The following is a 16,153-nucleotide window of genomic DNA, read 5'->3' on the forward strand; positions in this document are numbered from 1 at the left end:
CGTGGGCGCAATAGAATGACATTAGCAGCCAGCCGGGGAGCAAGATGAAAATATTGATCGTCGAAGACGAAATTAAAACAGGTGAATATCTCAGCAAAGGGCTTACAGAGGCAGGGTTCGTAGTGGATCACGCTGATAATGGTCTTACCGGATATCATCTCGCCATGACAGCCGAGTATGATTTAGTCATTCTGGATATCATGCTACCTGATGTGAACGGCTGGGATATCATCCGCATGCTGCGCACTGCCGGAAAGGGTATGCCGGTCTTACTGCTGACAGCCCTCGGCACGATCGAACATAGGGTCAAAGGACTGGAACTGGGTGCGGACGATTATCTGGTTAAACCCTTTGCGTTTGCCGAACTGCTCGCCCGGGTGAGAACCCTTCTGAGGCGGGGAAACACGATGATCACGGAAAGCCAGTTTAGGGTGGCTGACCTCTCGATTGATCTCGTATCCAGAAAAGTCAGTCGCGCCGGAAACCGCATTGTGCTCACCAGTAAAGAGTTCAGCCTGCTGGAATTCTTCATTCGCCATCAGGGAGAGGTTCTTCCCCGCTCCCTGATTGCCTCTCAGGTCTGGGACATGAATTTTGACAGCGACACTAATGCGATCGATGTCGCAGTAAAGCGACTCCGCGCTAAAATAGACAACGATTACGGGACAAAGCTGATCCAGACAGTCCGGGGCGTGGGCTACATGCTGGAGGTCCCGGATGCATAGCAAACCTTCCAGACGCCCTTTCTCACTCGCTCTGCGGCTGACCTTTTTTATCAGCCTGTCCACGATACTGGCTTTTATCGCCTTCACCTGGTTTATGCTGCATTCTGTTGAAAATCATTTTGCCGAGCAGGACGTCAGCGATCTTCAACAAATCAGCACCACACTGAACCGTATACTGCAGTCCCCGGTGGATCCGGATGATAAAAAAATAAGCAAAATAAAGGAATCAATTGCCAGCTACCGCAACGTTGCCCTTTTGCTCCTCAATCCCAGGGGGGAAGTGCTCTTTAGCTCAGCTCAGGGGGCGGCACTACGCCCGGCAGTGAATTCAGCAGATTTTAGCGAGCACAGCCGCGCACGGGATGTCTTTCTCTGGACGGTGGAGGATCCTGCGGGACCGATGGATACCGGGTCCGAAATGAAGATGGAAACATACAGGATTATCGCCTCCTCTGGTCAGGCGATATTTCAGGGCAAACAGCAGAACTATGTCATGCTGACTGGCCTATCCATTAATTTCCATCTCCATTACCTCGATGCGCTGAAAAAGAACCTGATTGCGATTGCCGTCGTGATAAGCCTGTTGATTGTTCTGATCATTCGAATCGCTGTCCGTCAGGGGCACCTGCCCCTTCGTAATGTCAGCAATGCCATTAAAAACATCACCTCCGAGAATCTTGATGCGCGACTGGAACCGACACGCGTTCCCATTGAGCTGGAGCAACTGGTTATCTCGTTCAATCATATGATTGGAAAGATTGAGGATGTCTTTACCCGCCAGGCCAATTTCTCTGCCGATATCGCGCATGAGATCAGAACGCCCATCACCAATCTGGTGACGCAGACTGAAATCGCACTGAGTCAGGATCGAACACAGAGGGAACTTGAGGATGTCCTCTATTCCAGTCTTGAAGAGTATAACCGGATGACCAAAATGGTCAGCGATATGCTGTTCCTGGCACAGGCAGATAATAATCAGCTGATACCTGACAGGGTCATGTTTGACCTCAGAGCGGAAGTCATGAAAGTCTTCGAGTTTTTCGAAGCCTGGGCCGAAGAACGCAATATCACGCTCAAATTTAACGGGATGCCCTGCCTGGTTGAGGGAGATCCACAAATGTTCAGAAGGGCGATCAATAATCTGTTATCCAATGCCCTGCGTTATACCCCGGAGGGACAGGCAATCACCGTCTCAATAAGAGAGCAGGAGAGCTTTTTTGACCTTGTGATTGAAAATCCGGGGAAACCAATCCCTGAAGAGCATTTATCAAGGCTGTTTGACCGTTTTTATCGGGTAGATCCGTCCAGACAACGAAAAGGAGAAGGCAGCGGCATCGGCCTTGCGATTGTGAAGTCCATCGTGGAAGCACATCACGGAAGAGTGCAGGTGGAATCGGACGTACGTTCAACTCGTTTTATCCTATCCGTGCCCAGACTGGAGAAAATGATTCCGGAAACCCAGTACTGAGAATAAAGATTTAAATGACAAAGATGTCATTAGCCTGTCATGCAGCAAACAGAAGCCATTCGATATAATTAGTGCAACTTATCAGGAAGGATGGACTACAGAATCATTACATGGTGTAGCACTATGCCATGTAATGAACAGAGAGCCATCTCCCGGAGAAATAATCACTGCAGTAGATGTTTCAATTATGGAACTGAAGACTCAGATAATGATTTCCCGGACATCACTAATTAATTATTGGAGAGTCACCATGAAAAATATCGTCTTAGCATCTGTGTTAGGTCTTGGCTTAATTTCGTCAGTGTGGGCCACGGAAACCGTGAATATCCATGAGCGCGTCAACAATGCACAGGCTCCTGCTCACCAGATGCAGTCTGCTGCTGCTCCTGTAGGAATTCAGGGGGCCGCCCCCAGTATGACCGGTATGAATCAACATGAACAGGCCATTATTGCCCATGAAACCATGACGAACGGATCGGCAGATGCGCATCAGAAAATGGTGGAAAGTCATCAGAAGATGATGGGAACTGGTACCGTTAACGCTTCCCGTCCGGCGACTTCGTTTGCGGCGATGAATGAACATGAAAGAGCAGCTGTTGCCCATGAATTTACGAATAACGGTCAGTCCGGCCCCCATCAGGCTATGGCTGATGCACACCGCCGCATGATCAATGCGGGCTGATGACAACTGAAGTTTCCGTGCGGTTACCCTTTCCTTGGTAGATTGTCCCTTATACGGATATGTTGTTATTTTTTGCCCCCTTCAGGGGGCTTTTTTGTCTGACTCAGCTAAACTTATCCGGTAACCATCTGAAAGGGTTTATTATATGAAAATCACAAATTCGCTTTTTGTTATACTGATGTTATCCCTGCCAGCGATTTCCGCAGAACATTCAGAAATGAAAATGTCAGATATATCCTCATCGGCATCGTCACAGGAATATATGTCCGGCATGAAAGGTATGCATGACAAAATGATGGCCGCTGTAAAAGATTCCGATCCCGACAAGGCTTTTGCGAAAGGCATGGTAGCACACCATGAAGGGGCAATAGCAATGGCTGAGACCGAGCTAAAATACGGAAAAGATCCGGAAATGAGAAAGCTCGCGCAGGACATCATTAAAGCTCAAAAAGGTGAAATTGAGCAGATGAATAAATGGCTTGGTAATCAAAAATAATGATTGCGGAAATAATATATTGCGCGTACAGTCAGAGTGTTCCCGGGCACGGGAACCTGTTAATCGTTAATTAATCAAAACCCGATTCATTTCGGGTTTTTCCTTTTAAAACCCCCAACGCATGCACTGCACCGAGTGAAATTCACCTGAGCCAATTCTGCTTGCTTATTATTTCGATGGGAATTGCTGATTTTAATTAAGTCTATGTTTTAAAAGCGTTTCTCATGCCCGGGTTTGGCAGGGGTTCGTCCTGTTCTCTGGTCATACGCAATGGCAATTCGCAGTCAGGGCTCAAGACTACTTTTACCTCTTTTTTAACAGAAAGTTTCTGGACCCGATACTTGCCGGAAACATCATCTGCTGTTCATCCCGACCAATAAAACGAAGGTATCACTCTCGTTTGAATCTCACTTACTTTCCATTTTGTAATAAAGAATCAAGTTTTCCAGTGATATATCAATACCAACTTTTTTTAATAACCTTTTTCGCGCAGTGTATATTTCTTTCAGCATATCTTCATAACCCTGACCAAGGTGAATTTGTTTATGGCAATTGCAACACAGAGATATGATATTTTCTTCAACATCAAGAGATGTGTCAAAAGCATCTTGCCTGGACATAGGTACAATGTGATGAGGTTCTGTGTAATTTAAGGATGAATTTCGCCTTCTGAATGTTGGGTGGTCACTATCGACTTCACATCTGTAACCTGCTTTATTCAGCGCATTTTGGGATACGCCTTTACTCCTGGGATACGAGAGGCCATTTTTTACTTCTATTGCATTTTTCTTTGGTTTGGCTTCCCCTGTATATTCAAACGTCTGAACGTTGTCAAAGATATTACTTTTCTCTATGGCATTGATCAACTCATCGTCAGAGTAATACTCACTGCTGGCCATTTCTGTTGTACCAAAAAAATCCAGTTCGTTAATTGCCTGAACAAGTTCCTCACGAATTGTCCATAAGTTTCTTTTGGGTTTTCCGCCGATTTCTTTACTCTTCATTACGGTAATGAATTTTGTACCGGATGCGATATTTCCGACACCTTTAACCTCGAATCTACCAAGTTCTTTTTGAACTCTGCCACCCAGTCCGTTTATGACTCCATTAGCACTCATGCTGTGCAGGTCGTACTTCTTACCAATATCGAAGCATGTGCAGGAATGATTTGGCTCAATAAACCATTTTTTTAACGCTGCAATACTTTTTGTGTCAAAAACTTTATCATTTGTTAATAAAGTTTTCCATTCTTCCACACTGATATCAATGTCACAGACATACTCTCCATCAATCACTTCGCATATTTTTTTAATCACATTCATTCCCCTGTTATACAGATAGTCATAATGAAAATATAAAGCTTGCTAACCGGTATGGTTGCGTAAGGACCGTAGTCTCTCAGAGACCGTGCTTTCTTTTTTTTCAGGCCTGGACACTAAAGGGTCTGTTGCACCCCGAAAAAATTTGTTGCGGGGATTGCTCATTGAGATGAGCCTCTGCTCGATCATACCAGATCAGCAGGCTGCCCCCAATGCTATGGCTTCTTAGTTTGGCCATTATCCGGCCTTCCTCACGACCAATAAAATAGAGACATTACCCGTGACGCTGCCACCGTCTCAGCCCGGAACGATCAGTGAGCGCTTCTGATGACCTTCGGTTTTTTTAACGAAGCGGGTGGGATACGGTTTGTTGCTGAAATCTTAATAATAACCAACAACTGATGCTAATTTCGCACTTTTAACATATATGAATATAAATGTTATGAATAATTGCATTTACAGGAAATATCATGCGTTTTGTCATCCGGGATCCGAAAAAAGCCAGACCCGGATCTCCGGAACACGCCCCGGCGCGCGGCGGCGCAGAAACACAACATCTAGTGCTTCAGTCAGATGCATCTCATACCAGATGTTGTGTTTTCGCCCTGCCCCGTGACCCGGCGCGCAGGTGCCGAAAACAGCGATGTGGTTATTTCCTGGCCGTGGTACACTTCCGGAAAGTCTCAGACAGCGTAAAAGTCGGATCAGGCGGAAACGGCCATCCCGTAATTTAATGGTGTGGTTATATGCCTGCGTATTATCACCATGGAAATGATTTATATATGGAAAATTATCAGCTGTAACTTTCAGGTTAATCAATACGTGATAATCGCGACAGGTTACTATCGGGTATTGGAGGGGCGAGGTGAGCCACACTTTTCAGCATGTCATTTTTGAATTGAAACTGATTCATCAGGAACTCTGGTTTTCTACTAAGACAGATCTCGATGAACTATCGCATTGTGACAAATGGCGAGGCAGTGAGATTCGTTCAACAGGAGGAAGAACGCTCGCCATGCAAGTCGGTCATCCGGATGAATGGGAGTACACAATCTTCTATCACGAACATGATACGGGATTGATTATTGATGAACCAGATGAGGATACCGCTGTTTCTGAAGCGTTCCTTAAGGATGTATGGTTCTGGATGACAATGCTTGTTCATCCTTATATTGATGATAACGGTTTGTTTTCACCAGAGGACGAATGCAGGGGTGACTGCTATAGCGGCTGACGGGATTTCCAGACAACAATGAATCCGACATTCCATCCGTTTTTTAAGGGGCAAATAATGAAACATACCGCACAGGATGTCCTGCGCGCGGCTGATGCCGGGAAATTTCCTCACGAGTTTACTCTCGAGGATGCGCAAAAAGTGCTTGATGCCAGTCCGGAGCCGGTAAAAATAGGGCGCTGCCTTTTTATCTGGATTGATGAGGGTAAAGGCTTACTGAAAATCCACTGTACAGGACAACCTCGGTACACCTTAAATCATCCGGCTTCCCTCTCTTCTCTGGGGGGAAGGATCCGCAAATATAAAGAAAAGCTCAGTGTGGCAGAGGACAGAAAGAAGCCGAAAACACCCCGGCCACGCTGAGGGTTGACCGTCATTCCGTGCTCTGGCTGACCCGTGCTGACAGGATTTCTCAACAGGCGAAGGAACAAGGGCGGGCGCGTTTATCGTCACAGAAAGCGGACAGCATCCGCAGTCACAATAGTGAAGGAAGGCAACCATGACCAGTTCGAAATTTACCGCCGCAGAGATGGCGATACCTGTGCACACGGTGATGCCCGGCCCATCCGGCCCGGGGAAGAGTGTCCTGCTGCAGGCAGCCGCACGGCGACCTGGTATCTCCTGCGAAGAATTGCTTAAGCAGACAACACCCACAGAGGAACAGCAGGAGCAGGAGACGATGCGCCAGGAAGCGGAAGACAGGGCCGAAGATCAGCGCCTGAATGCGGTCCGTGAAGCCTTCTGGCACAACACACCAGAGGGGCATCACGACCGGGAGCTGCTTCATGATCTGCTGGTTGCGTCTGGCGTCGCACAAGAACCCACCCCGGAGCAGATCAGGGCGTTCTTCATGGCGCTTCCGGCCGACATTATTGGTGCTGCACTTTCCTGGGGGTTCTGTGATACCGGGGTACGTGAGCGCACTTACGCGTTCGTGCAACAAAACAGGCACACCGTGGCTGAGGCTGTCGGTCAAGGCGGGATTTACTGACCCGCCCTGCCGCCAGGTAACAGGGTGTACAGAGTCGATTACTCACCGGAGACAGGAATGAACGATATGGCTGCCGCCTTAAGAACCATGCGCAAGTTTGGCGCGGGAATTATGACCATCACACAGTTTACGGATGTTAATGCCGGCGAAAAATCAGACCCCCGGATGCCGCGAACGCGGCTGCGCCGCTACCTGGGGCAGTACGGCCTGCGCGGTGAAGCGCTGAACCTTGAGGTCAGACGCATCGTTGCCGGCCCTGAGCGACGGGATAACACGCTTAAGGACGGGATTTACTGTACGTGGCCCTATGGCTGGGAGCCTGCAGATTTTACACCGATGATGCGCCGCATTTTTCACGGAAAAAGCACGCGTCATGTAATGATGTCTGATGAGGTGCCACTGCTGTATCAGAACACGGGCGGCAGGTCATGGTGATCAACAGCAGATTACGGCCTGAACCGGAGCGGACGCCATGACCGCTGTCGTTCCGTTGTGGGTGCCGGTGGCTACAGCACTGGCTGGAATGGGTGGTGCGCTGGGCAGCCAGTTTCTCTCACATTATTTCGCCGCCAGACGCGAAAAAAAGGCTGCAGATAAAAAGCTGGCTTCAGAGCGCGCATACATCGGCAGCCAGCTGATGATAATCCTGGCAGGATTCCGGGTGCAGTGTCATGAGTTTTCACGCTTCCCGGTTAAGGACGATGGTATTCTGCCACGGCCCAAGGCGCCGGATTTCAGCAGGGTAAAGGGAGACTGGACTGTCCTGGATGGTGTGCTGCAGCTGAGAATTCACAGGTTGGCTTTTCTGCGCACTCAGCACGAGGCGCGGCTGGATGCTGTATTTGAAGAATATACGGATGGTCACGAATACCGTGAAACCGCCTCTGACGTATACCAGAAACTGGTCGGTGAGTGTGACGGTATCATTCAGGAACTCAGCACGCTGTGTGCTCTGCCGTCCCCCTGGTCCCTGGATGAATAATTCCGCTTCCGACAGGAACATAACATGACCCAGCTTGTGAATTACGGTTCGGCACCGGCGCAGCTGCCGGTGGCCATCGATTATCCGGCGGCACTGGCACTGCGCCAGATGGCTCTGGTACAGGATGAACTGCCAAAATACCTGCTGGCGCCGGAAATCAATGCCCTGCTCCACTATGTCCCGGATCTGCACCGCAGGATGTTACTGGCCACCCTGTGGAACACCGGCGCACGTATCAACGAAGCGCTGGCCCTGACGCGGGGGGATTTTTCGCTGGTATCACCGTATCCGTTTGTGCAGTTGGCCACCCTCAAACAACGTGAAGAAAAAGCGGCCCGCAGTGCCGGCCGTACGCCCGCCGGTGCCACGCCCCACCGTCTGGTCCCGCTGTCAGATAACCTCTATGTCCGCCAGCTGGAGATGATGGTGGCCACCCTGAAAATTCCGCTCGAGCGCAAAAACAAACGCACCGGCCGGACCGAAAAGGCGCGCCTCTGGAACATTACCGACCGGACGGCGAGGACGTGGCTGAATGAAGCCACTGACGCCGCTGCGGCTGACGGGGTGTCGTTCTCGGTACCGGTGACCCTGCACACGTTTCGTCACTCCTACGCCATGCACATGCTGTACGCCGGTATTCCACTCAAGGTGCTGCAGAGCCTGATGGGCCACAAGTCAATCAGCTCAACGGAAGTCTACACGAAGGTGTTTGCGCTTGATGTCGCCGCCCGCCATCGCGTCCAGTTCTCTATGCCCGAAAGTGATGCCGTTTCCCTGCTCCGACAACACTCACAGGACAAACCCCGTAACTAACATTCTGAGGACATATCCATGGCCATGCAGCTAGTTCGTAAGAAAAATCCAACCGGCGGATCAATTCGTTGGCTGCGTCCCGATGAGGAAGACGCCGTCAAGGCTTACTACAGCGCTCGCGCGCCGCTAACTACTGGCGAACTGACACTCGCCAGTTCGGTACTTCAGGAAATGCGGCAAAAAGAGGCCTGGCTTGAATGTGACTGCGTACATGGTGAACACCCAGCCCGGAACAGCGCTAACCTGATGAAGGATACTGGCACTCTCTTCTTGGCAGGATTCAGTCACGAACATGATATGTCTTGCCGTATGTACCGCCCTTTCTGCGGTGATGAAGGAGCAACTCGGGTCGGCACACGAAAAACGGCAGGAAGCAGGCGAATAAGCTACCGAGATTTCCTGCCTCCGGATGATGCCGGTACCACCATTAAAGCTCCGGGACGTCCCACCAAACCGGAAGACGATCGCACCCGCCGTACCCGCCGTCCGCGTATAGCGCGGCTGCTGCTAACTCTTATTGAGGACGCAGGCCTTAACCGTATTGACTCTCTGTTTCCGATTCCGTCCCGGAGTGTCTCGGAATCCGTAAACATGCTCAGGAACGTTACGGAACAAAATGAATTTATTCGGGGGCGTCTGCTGTCAGAGATCGTAAGATTTTCTCCCGGTATTAGCGAAAACGGCAGGGAACAACTGATGAAGACGCTTGAACGTCCGGATGCACACTGGCCCGCCAATAAAACGCGGATGTTCTTTCAGATTTTTACATCCACAAAGGTCTCCCGGGACGAAGTCTCGTTCATATGGCCGGACGGTGAGCTGGTTTTCCGCCCTGAGCGAGGGTTGAGTATTAACGGCGAAGCACAGGATGGTGCCCGGCCACCCTATTGGGTGATCCTGGCATTTCGCAGAGGTATGGATGGCTCTGTGATCTGCAGCGAAGGTTATGCGCATGCCCTGTTCAGGCGCGGATGCCCGGTGCCAGTTGACAGTGGCCTGGAACGCGGCACGCTTGAAAGCCTCTCCGAAGCGGCTGAATGGCTGTCAAAAAAATCGGATGCGCCGGCGTTAAGCCTGGTAAAGCCTCTTTTTGATATCGAGGTGGATCTTGAAGGTGAAAAAGGGTTTGTACTACCTGACTTTATTGTCACCGCCCGGGACCTTACTGGAAGCATCCATCAGGTAGTGATCGAGACTATGGGATATACGGATGAAGAGTACTGTCTTCGTAAAGCTGAACAGCATAAGGGAATGAGGACGCTGGGAAAACTACAGACCGACCCTCCGACACACAGTGCCAAACCGTTTAGTCGGCATATTTTTGGGGTGTTGAATCACCTTAACGACAGATGAGTGTTTATGGGAAACACCCCAACTTTACTTCTCTTTCTCGATGCCCTGATGGGAAATACCCCAAGTTCAGGCCGATTTATCCAAGATTGTAAAAATCAGCTTCCCGTTGTCATCCTGAGACATTGATGCCTTAAGGGGAGTACTTTCGTTAATATTCTTAAGCGCCGGATTAAGAAAAGTTCGTTTCATCTCCGCCATATTTGTCCTTTGCGAAGCTGGTAACATGAACCTTTCAGAAAGCCATTCTGGTGTAGTTATCCATATTCCAGACTGACGATACTGGCAAAGGCTTTCGTATAAACGAATTACCTTAACGCTCTTAAGCTTGCCGCAATCATACAGGGAATAGGTTGTAAATTGGCTGGTTAGCCCCATAAGATATGGCATGACTTTATAGTTGAATTCGATTTGCCATTTTCCCCTACCCCGTTTTAGACCCGCTTCCGCAAGCCAGGGACGTTTAAGCTCTTCAAATTCCCCTTCTTTTGGATAAAAAGTTACGTTGCTTTCCGCGAGAAGATTCACTCCCTTTTTAACATCGCCAGATGCCGTATCAACACCGACTTTAAAATACTTTTGATAATCGGCAACAGTAATAGTGAAGACTGGAGACTCCTCTTCAGGGTTCTCCTTGTTGAAATAGCATTGCATAAGGCATAACCATAAAACTCGTTTTGCCTGTAACGGAAGATGATAAGCAGCCTCAGTCAATTCATTGGATTGACTGATGTTTACTGCTTTTTTTGCTTGAGCAGTTATAGCAGTTGAAGTTGTCATTTTCTGTATGGGTAAGATTTGAAGTACCCATATCATGGCATGATAGTTGTGATTCGACAAGTTTTAACAACGAGTTATCCACAGAGTGACATGGAGTGAAAAACTTGGGGTGTTTCCCATAGTAACTTGGGGTATCTCCCATGATAACTTGGGGTGTTCCCCATATAAACTTGGTGTAAATCCCATATAAACTCGGTGCTTTTCCCATAGTTACTTGCCCCCGTTCCCATAGATCCCCCTCCTGAGGCCTGTAATACCAAGGCTTGCAGCAATGCTAAAAAGTAGAAAAATTATAAAAAAATGAAAAAGAATAAAAATGCCTTTAAAAATAAGCCTGTGGATATGTGAACAAACTAAAAGAGAACTTGGGGTATTCCCCATATTTTACATGATCCAGTCAGTCTTCTACTTGTGCGTAAGAGCATTTTGATACTCCGTGGATATTCCGCTTCCTCGACCATTCGCTCGCTCTGCTCGGTCATTTGTCTGCGGCGAGCGGTATAAATGTTTGACTTATAAGTTGGCCAGTTTCCCATAATTAGTCAACGGAGCTGATTATCTGCTTGGAAGTACAGGATACTGTTCGTTGACTGGATAGACGGAACTTTGTACCACAACTTGTTTACTTGGGGTGTTTCCCACAAATAACCCTTACAAGAACTTGGCCTCTTTCCCATAGTAATTAAATTGCATTCCAAGTTGGGGTATTTCCCACATGCTTAAACCAAAGACATGCCCCGTTGAACACTACCTCGAAAGAAATGTGCTAAATACCAAAATCTCATGAATAATATCTTGCAACATGAAGCTTTTTGGTCAAAATGACAAAAAACGTCATCAGGTAAACATCATGCGAAACTTAGATCAGTTGAAGAAGGTAGCATCAAGAGCACACAAAATGTTGACTTCATTGAGTGAACACGTTCGTGAAGAAAAACAGGAATTAAAACAAAATGAATTTTACCAGGTATACAGCAAAGCATCTCTCTATAAATTACCCAAGCTAAGCAAAGGCAGTGTTGAATACGCTGTGAATGAAATGGAATCAGATGGCTATGAATTCAATAAAAAACCATCTGGGAATACCGTCAAGTATGCGATGACGTTACAAAACGTCATCGATTTATATCGACACCGTGGAGTACCAAAGTACAGAGATCGTCATCCAAAAGCTTTCACAATTTTTGTTGCGAATCTTAAAGGTGGTGGGTCTAAATCTGTTTCTACAGCCACGCTTGCACATGCATTCAGGGCTCACCCGCATCTTCTCTATGAAGATATCAGAGTCTTAGCACTCGATTTTGATCCTCAGGCTTCTCTGACAATGTTACTTCGCCATGAATCTTCAGTTGGCCTGGTTGAAGAGACGGCTGCTCAGGCAATGCTTCAGAATGTAAGCCGTGAAGAACTGATGTCAGAATTTATCGTTCCAACCACGATTCCAGGAGTCGATATTATTCCGGCTTCAATTGATGATGCTTTTTTGGCTGAACGGTGGAAAGAACTGTGCAACGATAATTTGCCAGGTCAAAACATACATGCGGTGCTCAGAGAAAATATCATCGATAAGTTAGAAAAAGATTACGATTTTATTTTTATTGATACTGGTCCCCATCTTGATGCTTTCCTTAAAAATGGCATTGGAGCGGCTGACATCCTCCTCACCCCGCTTCCCCCTGCCACCATCGATTTTCATTCTTCACTGAAATTCGTTGCGAGTCTTCCTGATCTAATTGGAAGCATTGAGGCCGAAGGGCATGAATGTCGGCTTATCGGAAACATAGGTTACATGTCAAAAATACTGAATAAACCTGACCATAAAATTTGTTTAAGTCAGGCAAAGGAAGTTTTTGGTGCTGACATGCTGGATGCGGTTCTACCCAGGCTGGATGGTTTTGAACGAAGTGGGGAGACATTTGATACTGTTATATCAGCCAATCCGGTCACATATGATGGAAGCAGTGATGCACTCAAGAATGCGAAATTAGCAGCTGAGGACTTTGCTAAAGCAGTCTTCGATCGGATTGAGTTTGTTCGTTCAAACGGAGGTAAATAATGTCGAGAAAAACTATAGGAAGGCAATTAAATACCCAGCTGTCAGTTGAGCCAACGGCAGCAGAAGGAAGAACGCAAATATTTACACTCAAAACCGGGCGTAAAGTAAAATTTAGTTTTATGACAGTTCCAGCTTCGGATGTTTCTACTCAAACATTTGTTAAACAAGAAACAAATGGAAGAGATCAGGCTGCTCTTACAAAAGAATCTCTTAAAGATATTATCAAGACCATCAAGTTACAGCAGTTCTTCCCATGTATAGGGGTAACAGAACGAGAAAAAATTGAAATACTCGATGGTTCTCGCAGGCGGGCTGCTGCGATATTTGTGCATGCTCCACTCGATGTGATGACGACAACGGAGTCGTTAACGTACGAAGAAGCAAGACAACTTGCCAAAGATATTCAGACTGCCAAAGAACATAACCTTCGTGAAATAGGTCTCAGACTTTTGGCTATGAAAGAAACAGGTTTGAGTCAGAAACAGATCGCTGAACAGGAAGGACTCTCTCAAGCTAAAGTAACAAGAGCGATGCAGGCGGCGGCGGTACCACAAGAGTTGATTTCGCTTTTTCCAATCCAATCAGAGCTATCATTTAGTGACTATAAAGCGCTACTTGATATTGATCTGTCATTAAGCCAAAAACAAATCTCTTACCAAGTGTTGGTAGAGAATATAGCCAGCCAGCTGGACAGCATTATCGCTGATGACAGTTTTGCTGAGGATGAACAAAAAAACGCAGTGCTCAAGTTGATATCTAAAACTTCTCTATCTTTAGTTTCGCCACCTTTGAAAGATAAAGCAGTAGTTACACCTCTTTGGGATTTTGATGAAAAGGATAAATTCGCGCGCAAGAAAATCAAAGGTCGCAACCTTACCTATGAATTCAACCGTATGTCTAAAGAGGTTCAAAACGATATAGATAATGCGATCGAATCAATCCTTAAAAAGCATTTTTCAAGTTAAATTCGCCATGGCGATTTCAACTGTAACATCATGTTTTACTATCGTTTTCCGATAGAATTTCATAGTGAAATCGCCATGATTTTAAACCTATAGCTTTGCTTTCAACTGTACTCAGAGCGTAAGAGGTAAAATATAGCTCAGCGCCCTGGTGCTTCCTCGCTCACTCGCGTGCTTTGCCCGGTCACTCGGCTGCGGCGAGCACTGCCTGCATTCTCAGGGCTTAACCGATCCTGGCTTTCGGAATTTCCTTCCAGCGCGTGGTATAAGCTGGCGAAAGCATTCCTCGTTTCATTTGCCATTCAGGAGCAGTACCTCTGCCGGCAAACCACAGTTGTCCGAGTCGCGACTGGTTGATACTGTCCAGAACAGCCATTAGCTCCTGACTGTGTGGCCGGGGCGATTGTTCATCGAACAGATTCAGTTGAGCTACCCCTGACGAAGTGAAATCATTCAACATGATACCTGCTTTGGCAAACCGCACGCCGTCACGCCAGATACGCTCCAGCGCTCTCTGGGATGCGGCAATGATGTCACGGGTATCCTGAGTAGGGGTAAGTAGTTTTTCGCAGGCTACGTTGCTGTAATACGGCTCGTTTACGGCGAACGGGGATGATTTAACAAAGACTGAGATGTGACTGCAGAATTGACGTTCTCCGCGTAATTTTTCTGCTGCACGCTCAGCGTACTGACATATTGCCTGCCTCATGCCCTCAAGCGTAACGATCCTTTCACCGAAGGACCGGCTACAGACAATCTGTTGTTTAGCCGGTGGTGCTTCTTCAAGCGCGATACAGCTCTCTCCGTTAAGTTCCCGAACAGTGCGCTCGAGGACGACGCTGAAATTTTTCCGGATAAAAGCTGTATTGGAGCGTGCGAGCTGTAGTGCAGATTTAATGCCCATGATGCTGAGCTTTTTGGCAATTCTGTTCCCGACTCCCCAGACTTCTTCGACCGGCTGCAGAGAGAGTACTTTTTCCGTTCGCTTAGGGTTTCCGGGAGTCAGGGCCAGAACGCCCCCGAACTGCGTCCACTCCTTTGAGGCCCACTGAGCGCTCTTCGCCAGCGTTTTGGTAGGCCCCATACCGACACCAATGGTCAGGCCGGTACCGTTCCTGACATGTTCGCGCAGCTGACGGCCGAAATCCTCGAAGCTCATACAGGCATCGATGCCGCGAATATCCAGGAACATTTCATCAATACTGTAGGCTTCCACCCGGACAGCCAGTTCTTCCAGATGGCTCATAACACGATTGCTCATGCTCGCGTAGAGCTCATAATTGCTTGAAAACGCGTACACTTTTTCACTAAATTGCATATTCTTCAGCTGGAACCAGGGAATCCCCATTTTTATACCTAACTGCTTGGCTTCCTTCGACCTTGCAATTACACAACCATCGTTATTGCTGAGAACCACTACCGGAACAGTGCGAAGATCGGGCCGGAATACCTTTTCACAGCTTGCATAGAATGAATTGACGTCAGCAAGGGCGAACATCAGTCATGTCCCCGGGTTTTGTGCACGAATGCCATCACCACACCGAATATCTGAAGGTGTTCCGGGTCTGGCCAGAGAGTAGGGTAAGAAGGATTCATGGGCTGCAGGCCAGGGCGGGGAGTTAAAAGCAGACGTTTTACTGTAAATTCTCCATCCACCTCGGCAATGACAATGTCGCCGTGACGTGCCCGTTCAGCCTTATCGACAATGAGTAAATCCCCCGAGTGTAATCCTATATCGGTCATGGAGTTACCTATTGCGTGGACAAAATAGGTTGAACTGCGTCGCTGGATACAAAACTCATTCAGGTCCAGTTCTGCTTCAACATAGTCCTGGGCTGGACTGGGGAACCCGGCCTGGCACCGTTCCGTAAACAAAGGGGCTGTGAATGGCTCCGGGTTGATAGCCGGGCGAGTAAAATGAAACATAAAACCTCCTTTTTATACTGTATTTATATACAGTATTATTTCTTGTTTTACTGAGGTTTCAAGATCAATCGTGCGTCCGGAGTTTAATTGGCTGTATTTTCATCAAAAATAAATAGAGTCTCAGGGGCTCTTTGTCTGGTCATTTTTTCCGATAGTGCCGGACTGTCCAGGTGTGAAAGAATTTTTAGGGGGGGCAGCGGGTCAGGGGAGGACTGTACGGCTTTTGGGGATGACACAGGATGCGTTGTTCCGGTAGTCAGTCCGCATTGCTAGAGGTTGATTATCCACAGAAACGGGGGATAACCATGTGGGTAATGAATGGTGTACTGCATCAGCGGGCTGACCACGGGAAGCGGGGATAAATGAGAG

17 protein-coding genes are annotated in these 16,153 nt (G+C 47.8%); 13 read left to right on the forward strand and 4 right to left on the reverse strand.

What is annotated here, in order from left to right; genetic code table 11:
• Positions 1–44 precede the first annotated feature (44 nt).
• The 4 genes from silR to copM all read left to right on the forward strand — a co-directional run bounded on the left by silR (position 45) and on the right by copM (position 3,371).
• Positions 45–725: a copper/silver response regulator transcription factor SilR gene (gene silR / locus MRY16398_RS29490; protein WP_007374413.1), complete on the forward strand. Its 681-nt coding sequence runs from the start codon at positions 45–47 to the stop codon at positions 723–725.
• A complete protein-coding gene (silS, locus tag MRY16398_RS29495) occupies positions 718–2,193 on the forward strand; it encodes a copper/silver sensor histidine kinase SilS (RefSeq protein WP_007374412.1) in 1,476 nt (491 codons plus the stop codon). The genes silR and silS overlap by 8 nt, the downstream gene beginning before the upstream one ends.
• A 250-nt stretch (positions 2,194–2,443) precedes the next feature.
• Positions 2,444–2,875 (forward strand): silver-binding protein SilE, encoded by a 432-nt coding sequence (gene silE / locus MRY16398_RS29500; RefSeq protein ID WP_047368844.1) that lies wholly within the window; start codon positions 2,444–2,446, stop codon positions 2,873–2,875.
• Positions 2,876–3,020: 145 nt separating this feature from the next.
• Entirely contained in the window at positions 3,021–3,371 is a 351-nt protein-coding gene (copM, locus tag MRY16398_RS29505; RefSeq protein WP_032716639.1) for a CopM family metallochaperone, read from the forward strand.
• 407 nt (positions 3,372–3,778) lie between these two features.
• On the opposite strand, the gene MRY16398_RS29510 is transcribed toward copM, so the two are convergent.
• Positions 3,779–4,687 carry an HNH endonuclease gene (locus tag MRY16398_RS29510; protein ID WP_007374408.1) on the reverse strand — a complete coding sequence of 303 codons (909 nt, stop codon included), beginning with the start codon at positions 4,685–4,687 and terminating at the stop codon, positions 3,779–3,781.
• An 868-nt stretch (positions 4,688–5,555) separates the two neighbouring features.
• Here MRY16398_RS29510 and MRY16398_RS29515 point away from each other — a divergent pair.
• From MRY16398_RS29515 to MRY16398_RS29545, 7 genes are all read left to right on the forward strand, one after another.
• Positions 5,556–5,924 (forward strand): hypothetical protein, encoded by a 369-nt coding sequence (locus MRY16398_RS29515; RefSeq protein ID WP_125125746.1) that lies wholly within the window; start codon positions 5,556–5,558, stop codon positions 5,922–5,924.
• 57 nt (positions 5,925–5,981) lie between these two features.
• Positions 5,982–6,287 carry a hypothetical protein gene (locus tag MRY16398_RS29520; protein ID WP_047368842.1) on the forward strand — a complete coding sequence of 102 codons (306 nt, stop codon included), beginning with the start codon at positions 5,982–5,984 and terminating at the stop codon, positions 6,285–6,287.
• A 136-nt stretch (positions 6,288–6,423) separates the two neighbouring features.
• Positions 6,424–6,915, forward strand: coding sequence for a hypothetical protein (locus MRY16398_RS29525; RefSeq protein ID WP_052958800.1), 492 nt, complete (start codon positions 6,424–6,426; stop codon positions 6,913–6,915).
• A gap of 66 nt (positions 6,916–6,981) precedes the next feature.
• Positions 6,982–7,350 carry a hypothetical protein gene (locus MRY16398_RS29530; protein ID WP_047368889.1) on the forward strand — a complete coding sequence of 123 codons (369 nt, stop codon included), beginning with the start codon at positions 6,982–6,984 and terminating at the stop codon, positions 7,348–7,350.
• 37 nt (positions 7,351–7,387) lie between these two features.
• On the forward strand, positions 7,388–7,897 hold the full coding sequence (locus tag MRY16398_RS29535) for a hypothetical protein (protein ID WP_047368841.1): 510 nt from the start codon (positions 7,388–7,390) through the stop codon (positions 7,895–7,897).
• A 24-nt stretch (positions 7,898–7,921) separates the two neighbouring features.
• Positions 7,922–8,710: a site-specific integrase gene (locus MRY16398_RS29540; RefSeq protein WP_047368840.1), complete on the forward strand. Its 789-nt coding sequence runs from the start codon at positions 7,922–7,924 to the stop codon at positions 8,708–8,710.
• An 18-nt stretch (positions 8,711–8,728) separates the two neighbouring features.
• Positions 8,729–10,063, forward strand: a complete 1,335-nt coding sequence (locus MRY16398_RS29545; protein WP_071196152.1) for a hypothetical protein — start codon at positions 8,729–8,731, stop codon at positions 10,061–10,063.
• Between the two features lie 66 nt (positions 10,064–10,129).
• On the opposite strand, the gene MRY16398_RS29550 is transcribed toward MRY16398_RS29545, so the two are convergent.
• Entirely contained in the window at positions 10,130–10,840 is a 711-nt protein-coding gene (locus MRY16398_RS29550) for a replication initiation protein (RefSeq protein WP_047368837.1), read from the reverse strand.
• Between the two features lie 850 nt (positions 10,841–11,690).
• Here MRY16398_RS29550 and MRY16398_RS29555 point away from each other — a divergent pair.
• Together MRY16398_RS29555 and MRY16398_RS29560 are read left to right on the forward strand one after the other, a co-directional pair.
• Entirely contained in the window at positions 11,691–12,896 is a 1,206-nt protein-coding gene (locus MRY16398_RS29555; protein WP_047368888.1) for an AAA family ATPase, read from the forward strand.
• Positions 12,896–13,861 carry a ParB family protein gene (locus MRY16398_RS29560; protein ID WP_047368836.1) on the forward strand — a complete coding sequence of 322 codons (966 nt, stop codon included), beginning with the start codon at positions 12,896–12,898 and terminating at the stop codon, positions 13,859–13,861. Before MRY16398_RS29555 ends, MRY16398_RS29560 begins: the two co-directional genes overlap by 1 nt.
• Before the next feature lie 220 nt (positions 13,862–14,081).
• On the opposite strand, the gene MRY16398_RS29565 is transcribed toward MRY16398_RS29560, so the two are convergent.
• Positions 14,082–15,356: a Y-family DNA polymerase gene (locus MRY16398_RS29565; RefSeq protein ID WP_047368835.1), complete on the reverse strand. Its 1,275-nt coding sequence runs from the start codon at positions 15,354–15,356 to the stop codon at positions 14,082–14,084.
• Positions 15,356–15,784, reverse strand: a complete 429-nt coding sequence (gene umuD / locus MRY16398_RS29570; RefSeq protein ID WP_047368834.1) for a translesion error-prone DNA polymerase V autoproteolytic subunit — start codon at positions 15,782–15,784, stop codon at positions 15,356–15,358. The genes MRY16398_RS29565 and umuD overlap by 1 nt, the downstream gene beginning before the upstream one ends.
• Positions 15,785–16,153: the final 369 nt, after the last annotated feature.

Source organism: Phytobacter sp. MRY16-398, assembly GCF_003925915.1.
Classification (GTDB): Bacteria; Pseudomonadota; Gammaproteobacteria; order Enterobacterales; family Enterobacteriaceae; genus Phytobacter; species Phytobacter diazotrophicus.

Coding starts and splice junctions, on each gene's coding strand:
- MRY16398_RS29565 (WP_047368835.1), bottom strand. CDS start 15,356: ATGTTCGCCCTTGCTGACGTCAATTCATTCTATGCAAGCTGTGAAAAG.
- silE (WP_047368844.1), top strand. CDS start 2,444: ATGAAAAATATCGTCTTAGCATCTGTGTTAGGTCTTGGCTTAATTTCG.
- MRY16398_RS29545 (WP_071196152.1), top strand. CDS start 8,729: ATGGCCATGCAGCTAGTTCGTAAGAAAAATCCAACCGGCGGATCAATT.
- MRY16398_RS29550 (WP_047368837.1), bottom strand. CDS start 10,840: ATGACAACTTCAACTGCTATAACTGCTCAAGCAAAAAAAGCAGTAAAC.
- MRY16398_RS29560 (WP_047368836.1), top strand. CDS start 12,896: ATGTCGAGAAAAACTATAGGAAGGCAATTAAATACCCAGCTGTCAGTT.
- MRY16398_RS29525 (WP_052958800.1), top strand. CDS start 6,424: ATGACCAGTTCGAAATTTACCGCCGCAGAGATGGCGATACCTGTGCAC.
- MRY16398_RS29535 (WP_047368841.1), top strand. CDS start 7,388: ATGACCGCTGTCGTTCCGTTGTGGGTGCCGGTGGCTACAGCACTGGCT.
- silS (WP_007374412.1), top strand. CDS start 718: ATGCATAGCAAACCTTCCAGACGCCCTTTCTCACTCGCTCTGCGGCTG.
- MRY16398_RS29530 (WP_047368889.1), top strand. CDS start 6,982: ATGGCTGCCGCCTTAAGAACCATGCGCAAGTTTGGCGCGGGAATTATG.
- MRY16398_RS29555 (WP_047368888.1), top strand. CDS start 11,691: ATGCGAAACTTAGATCAGTTGAAGAAGGTAGCATCAAGAGCACACAAA.
- umuD (WP_047368834.1), bottom strand. CDS start 15,784: ATGTTTCATTTTACTCGCCCGGCTATCAACCCGGAGCCATTCACAGCC.
- MRY16398_RS29540 (WP_047368840.1), top strand. CDS start 7,922: ATGACCCAGCTTGTGAATTACGGTTCGGCACCGGCGCAGCTGCCGGTG.
- MRY16398_RS29520 (WP_047368842.1), top strand. CDS start 5,982: ATGAAACATACCGCACAGGATGTCCTGCGCGCGGCTGATGCCGGGAAA.
- silR (WP_007374413.1), top strand. CDS start 45: ATGAAAATATTGATCGTCGAAGACGAAATTAAAACAGGTGAATATCTC.
- copM (WP_032716639.1), top strand. CDS start 3,021: ATGAAAATCACAAATTCGCTTTTTGTTATACTGATGTTATCCCTGCCA.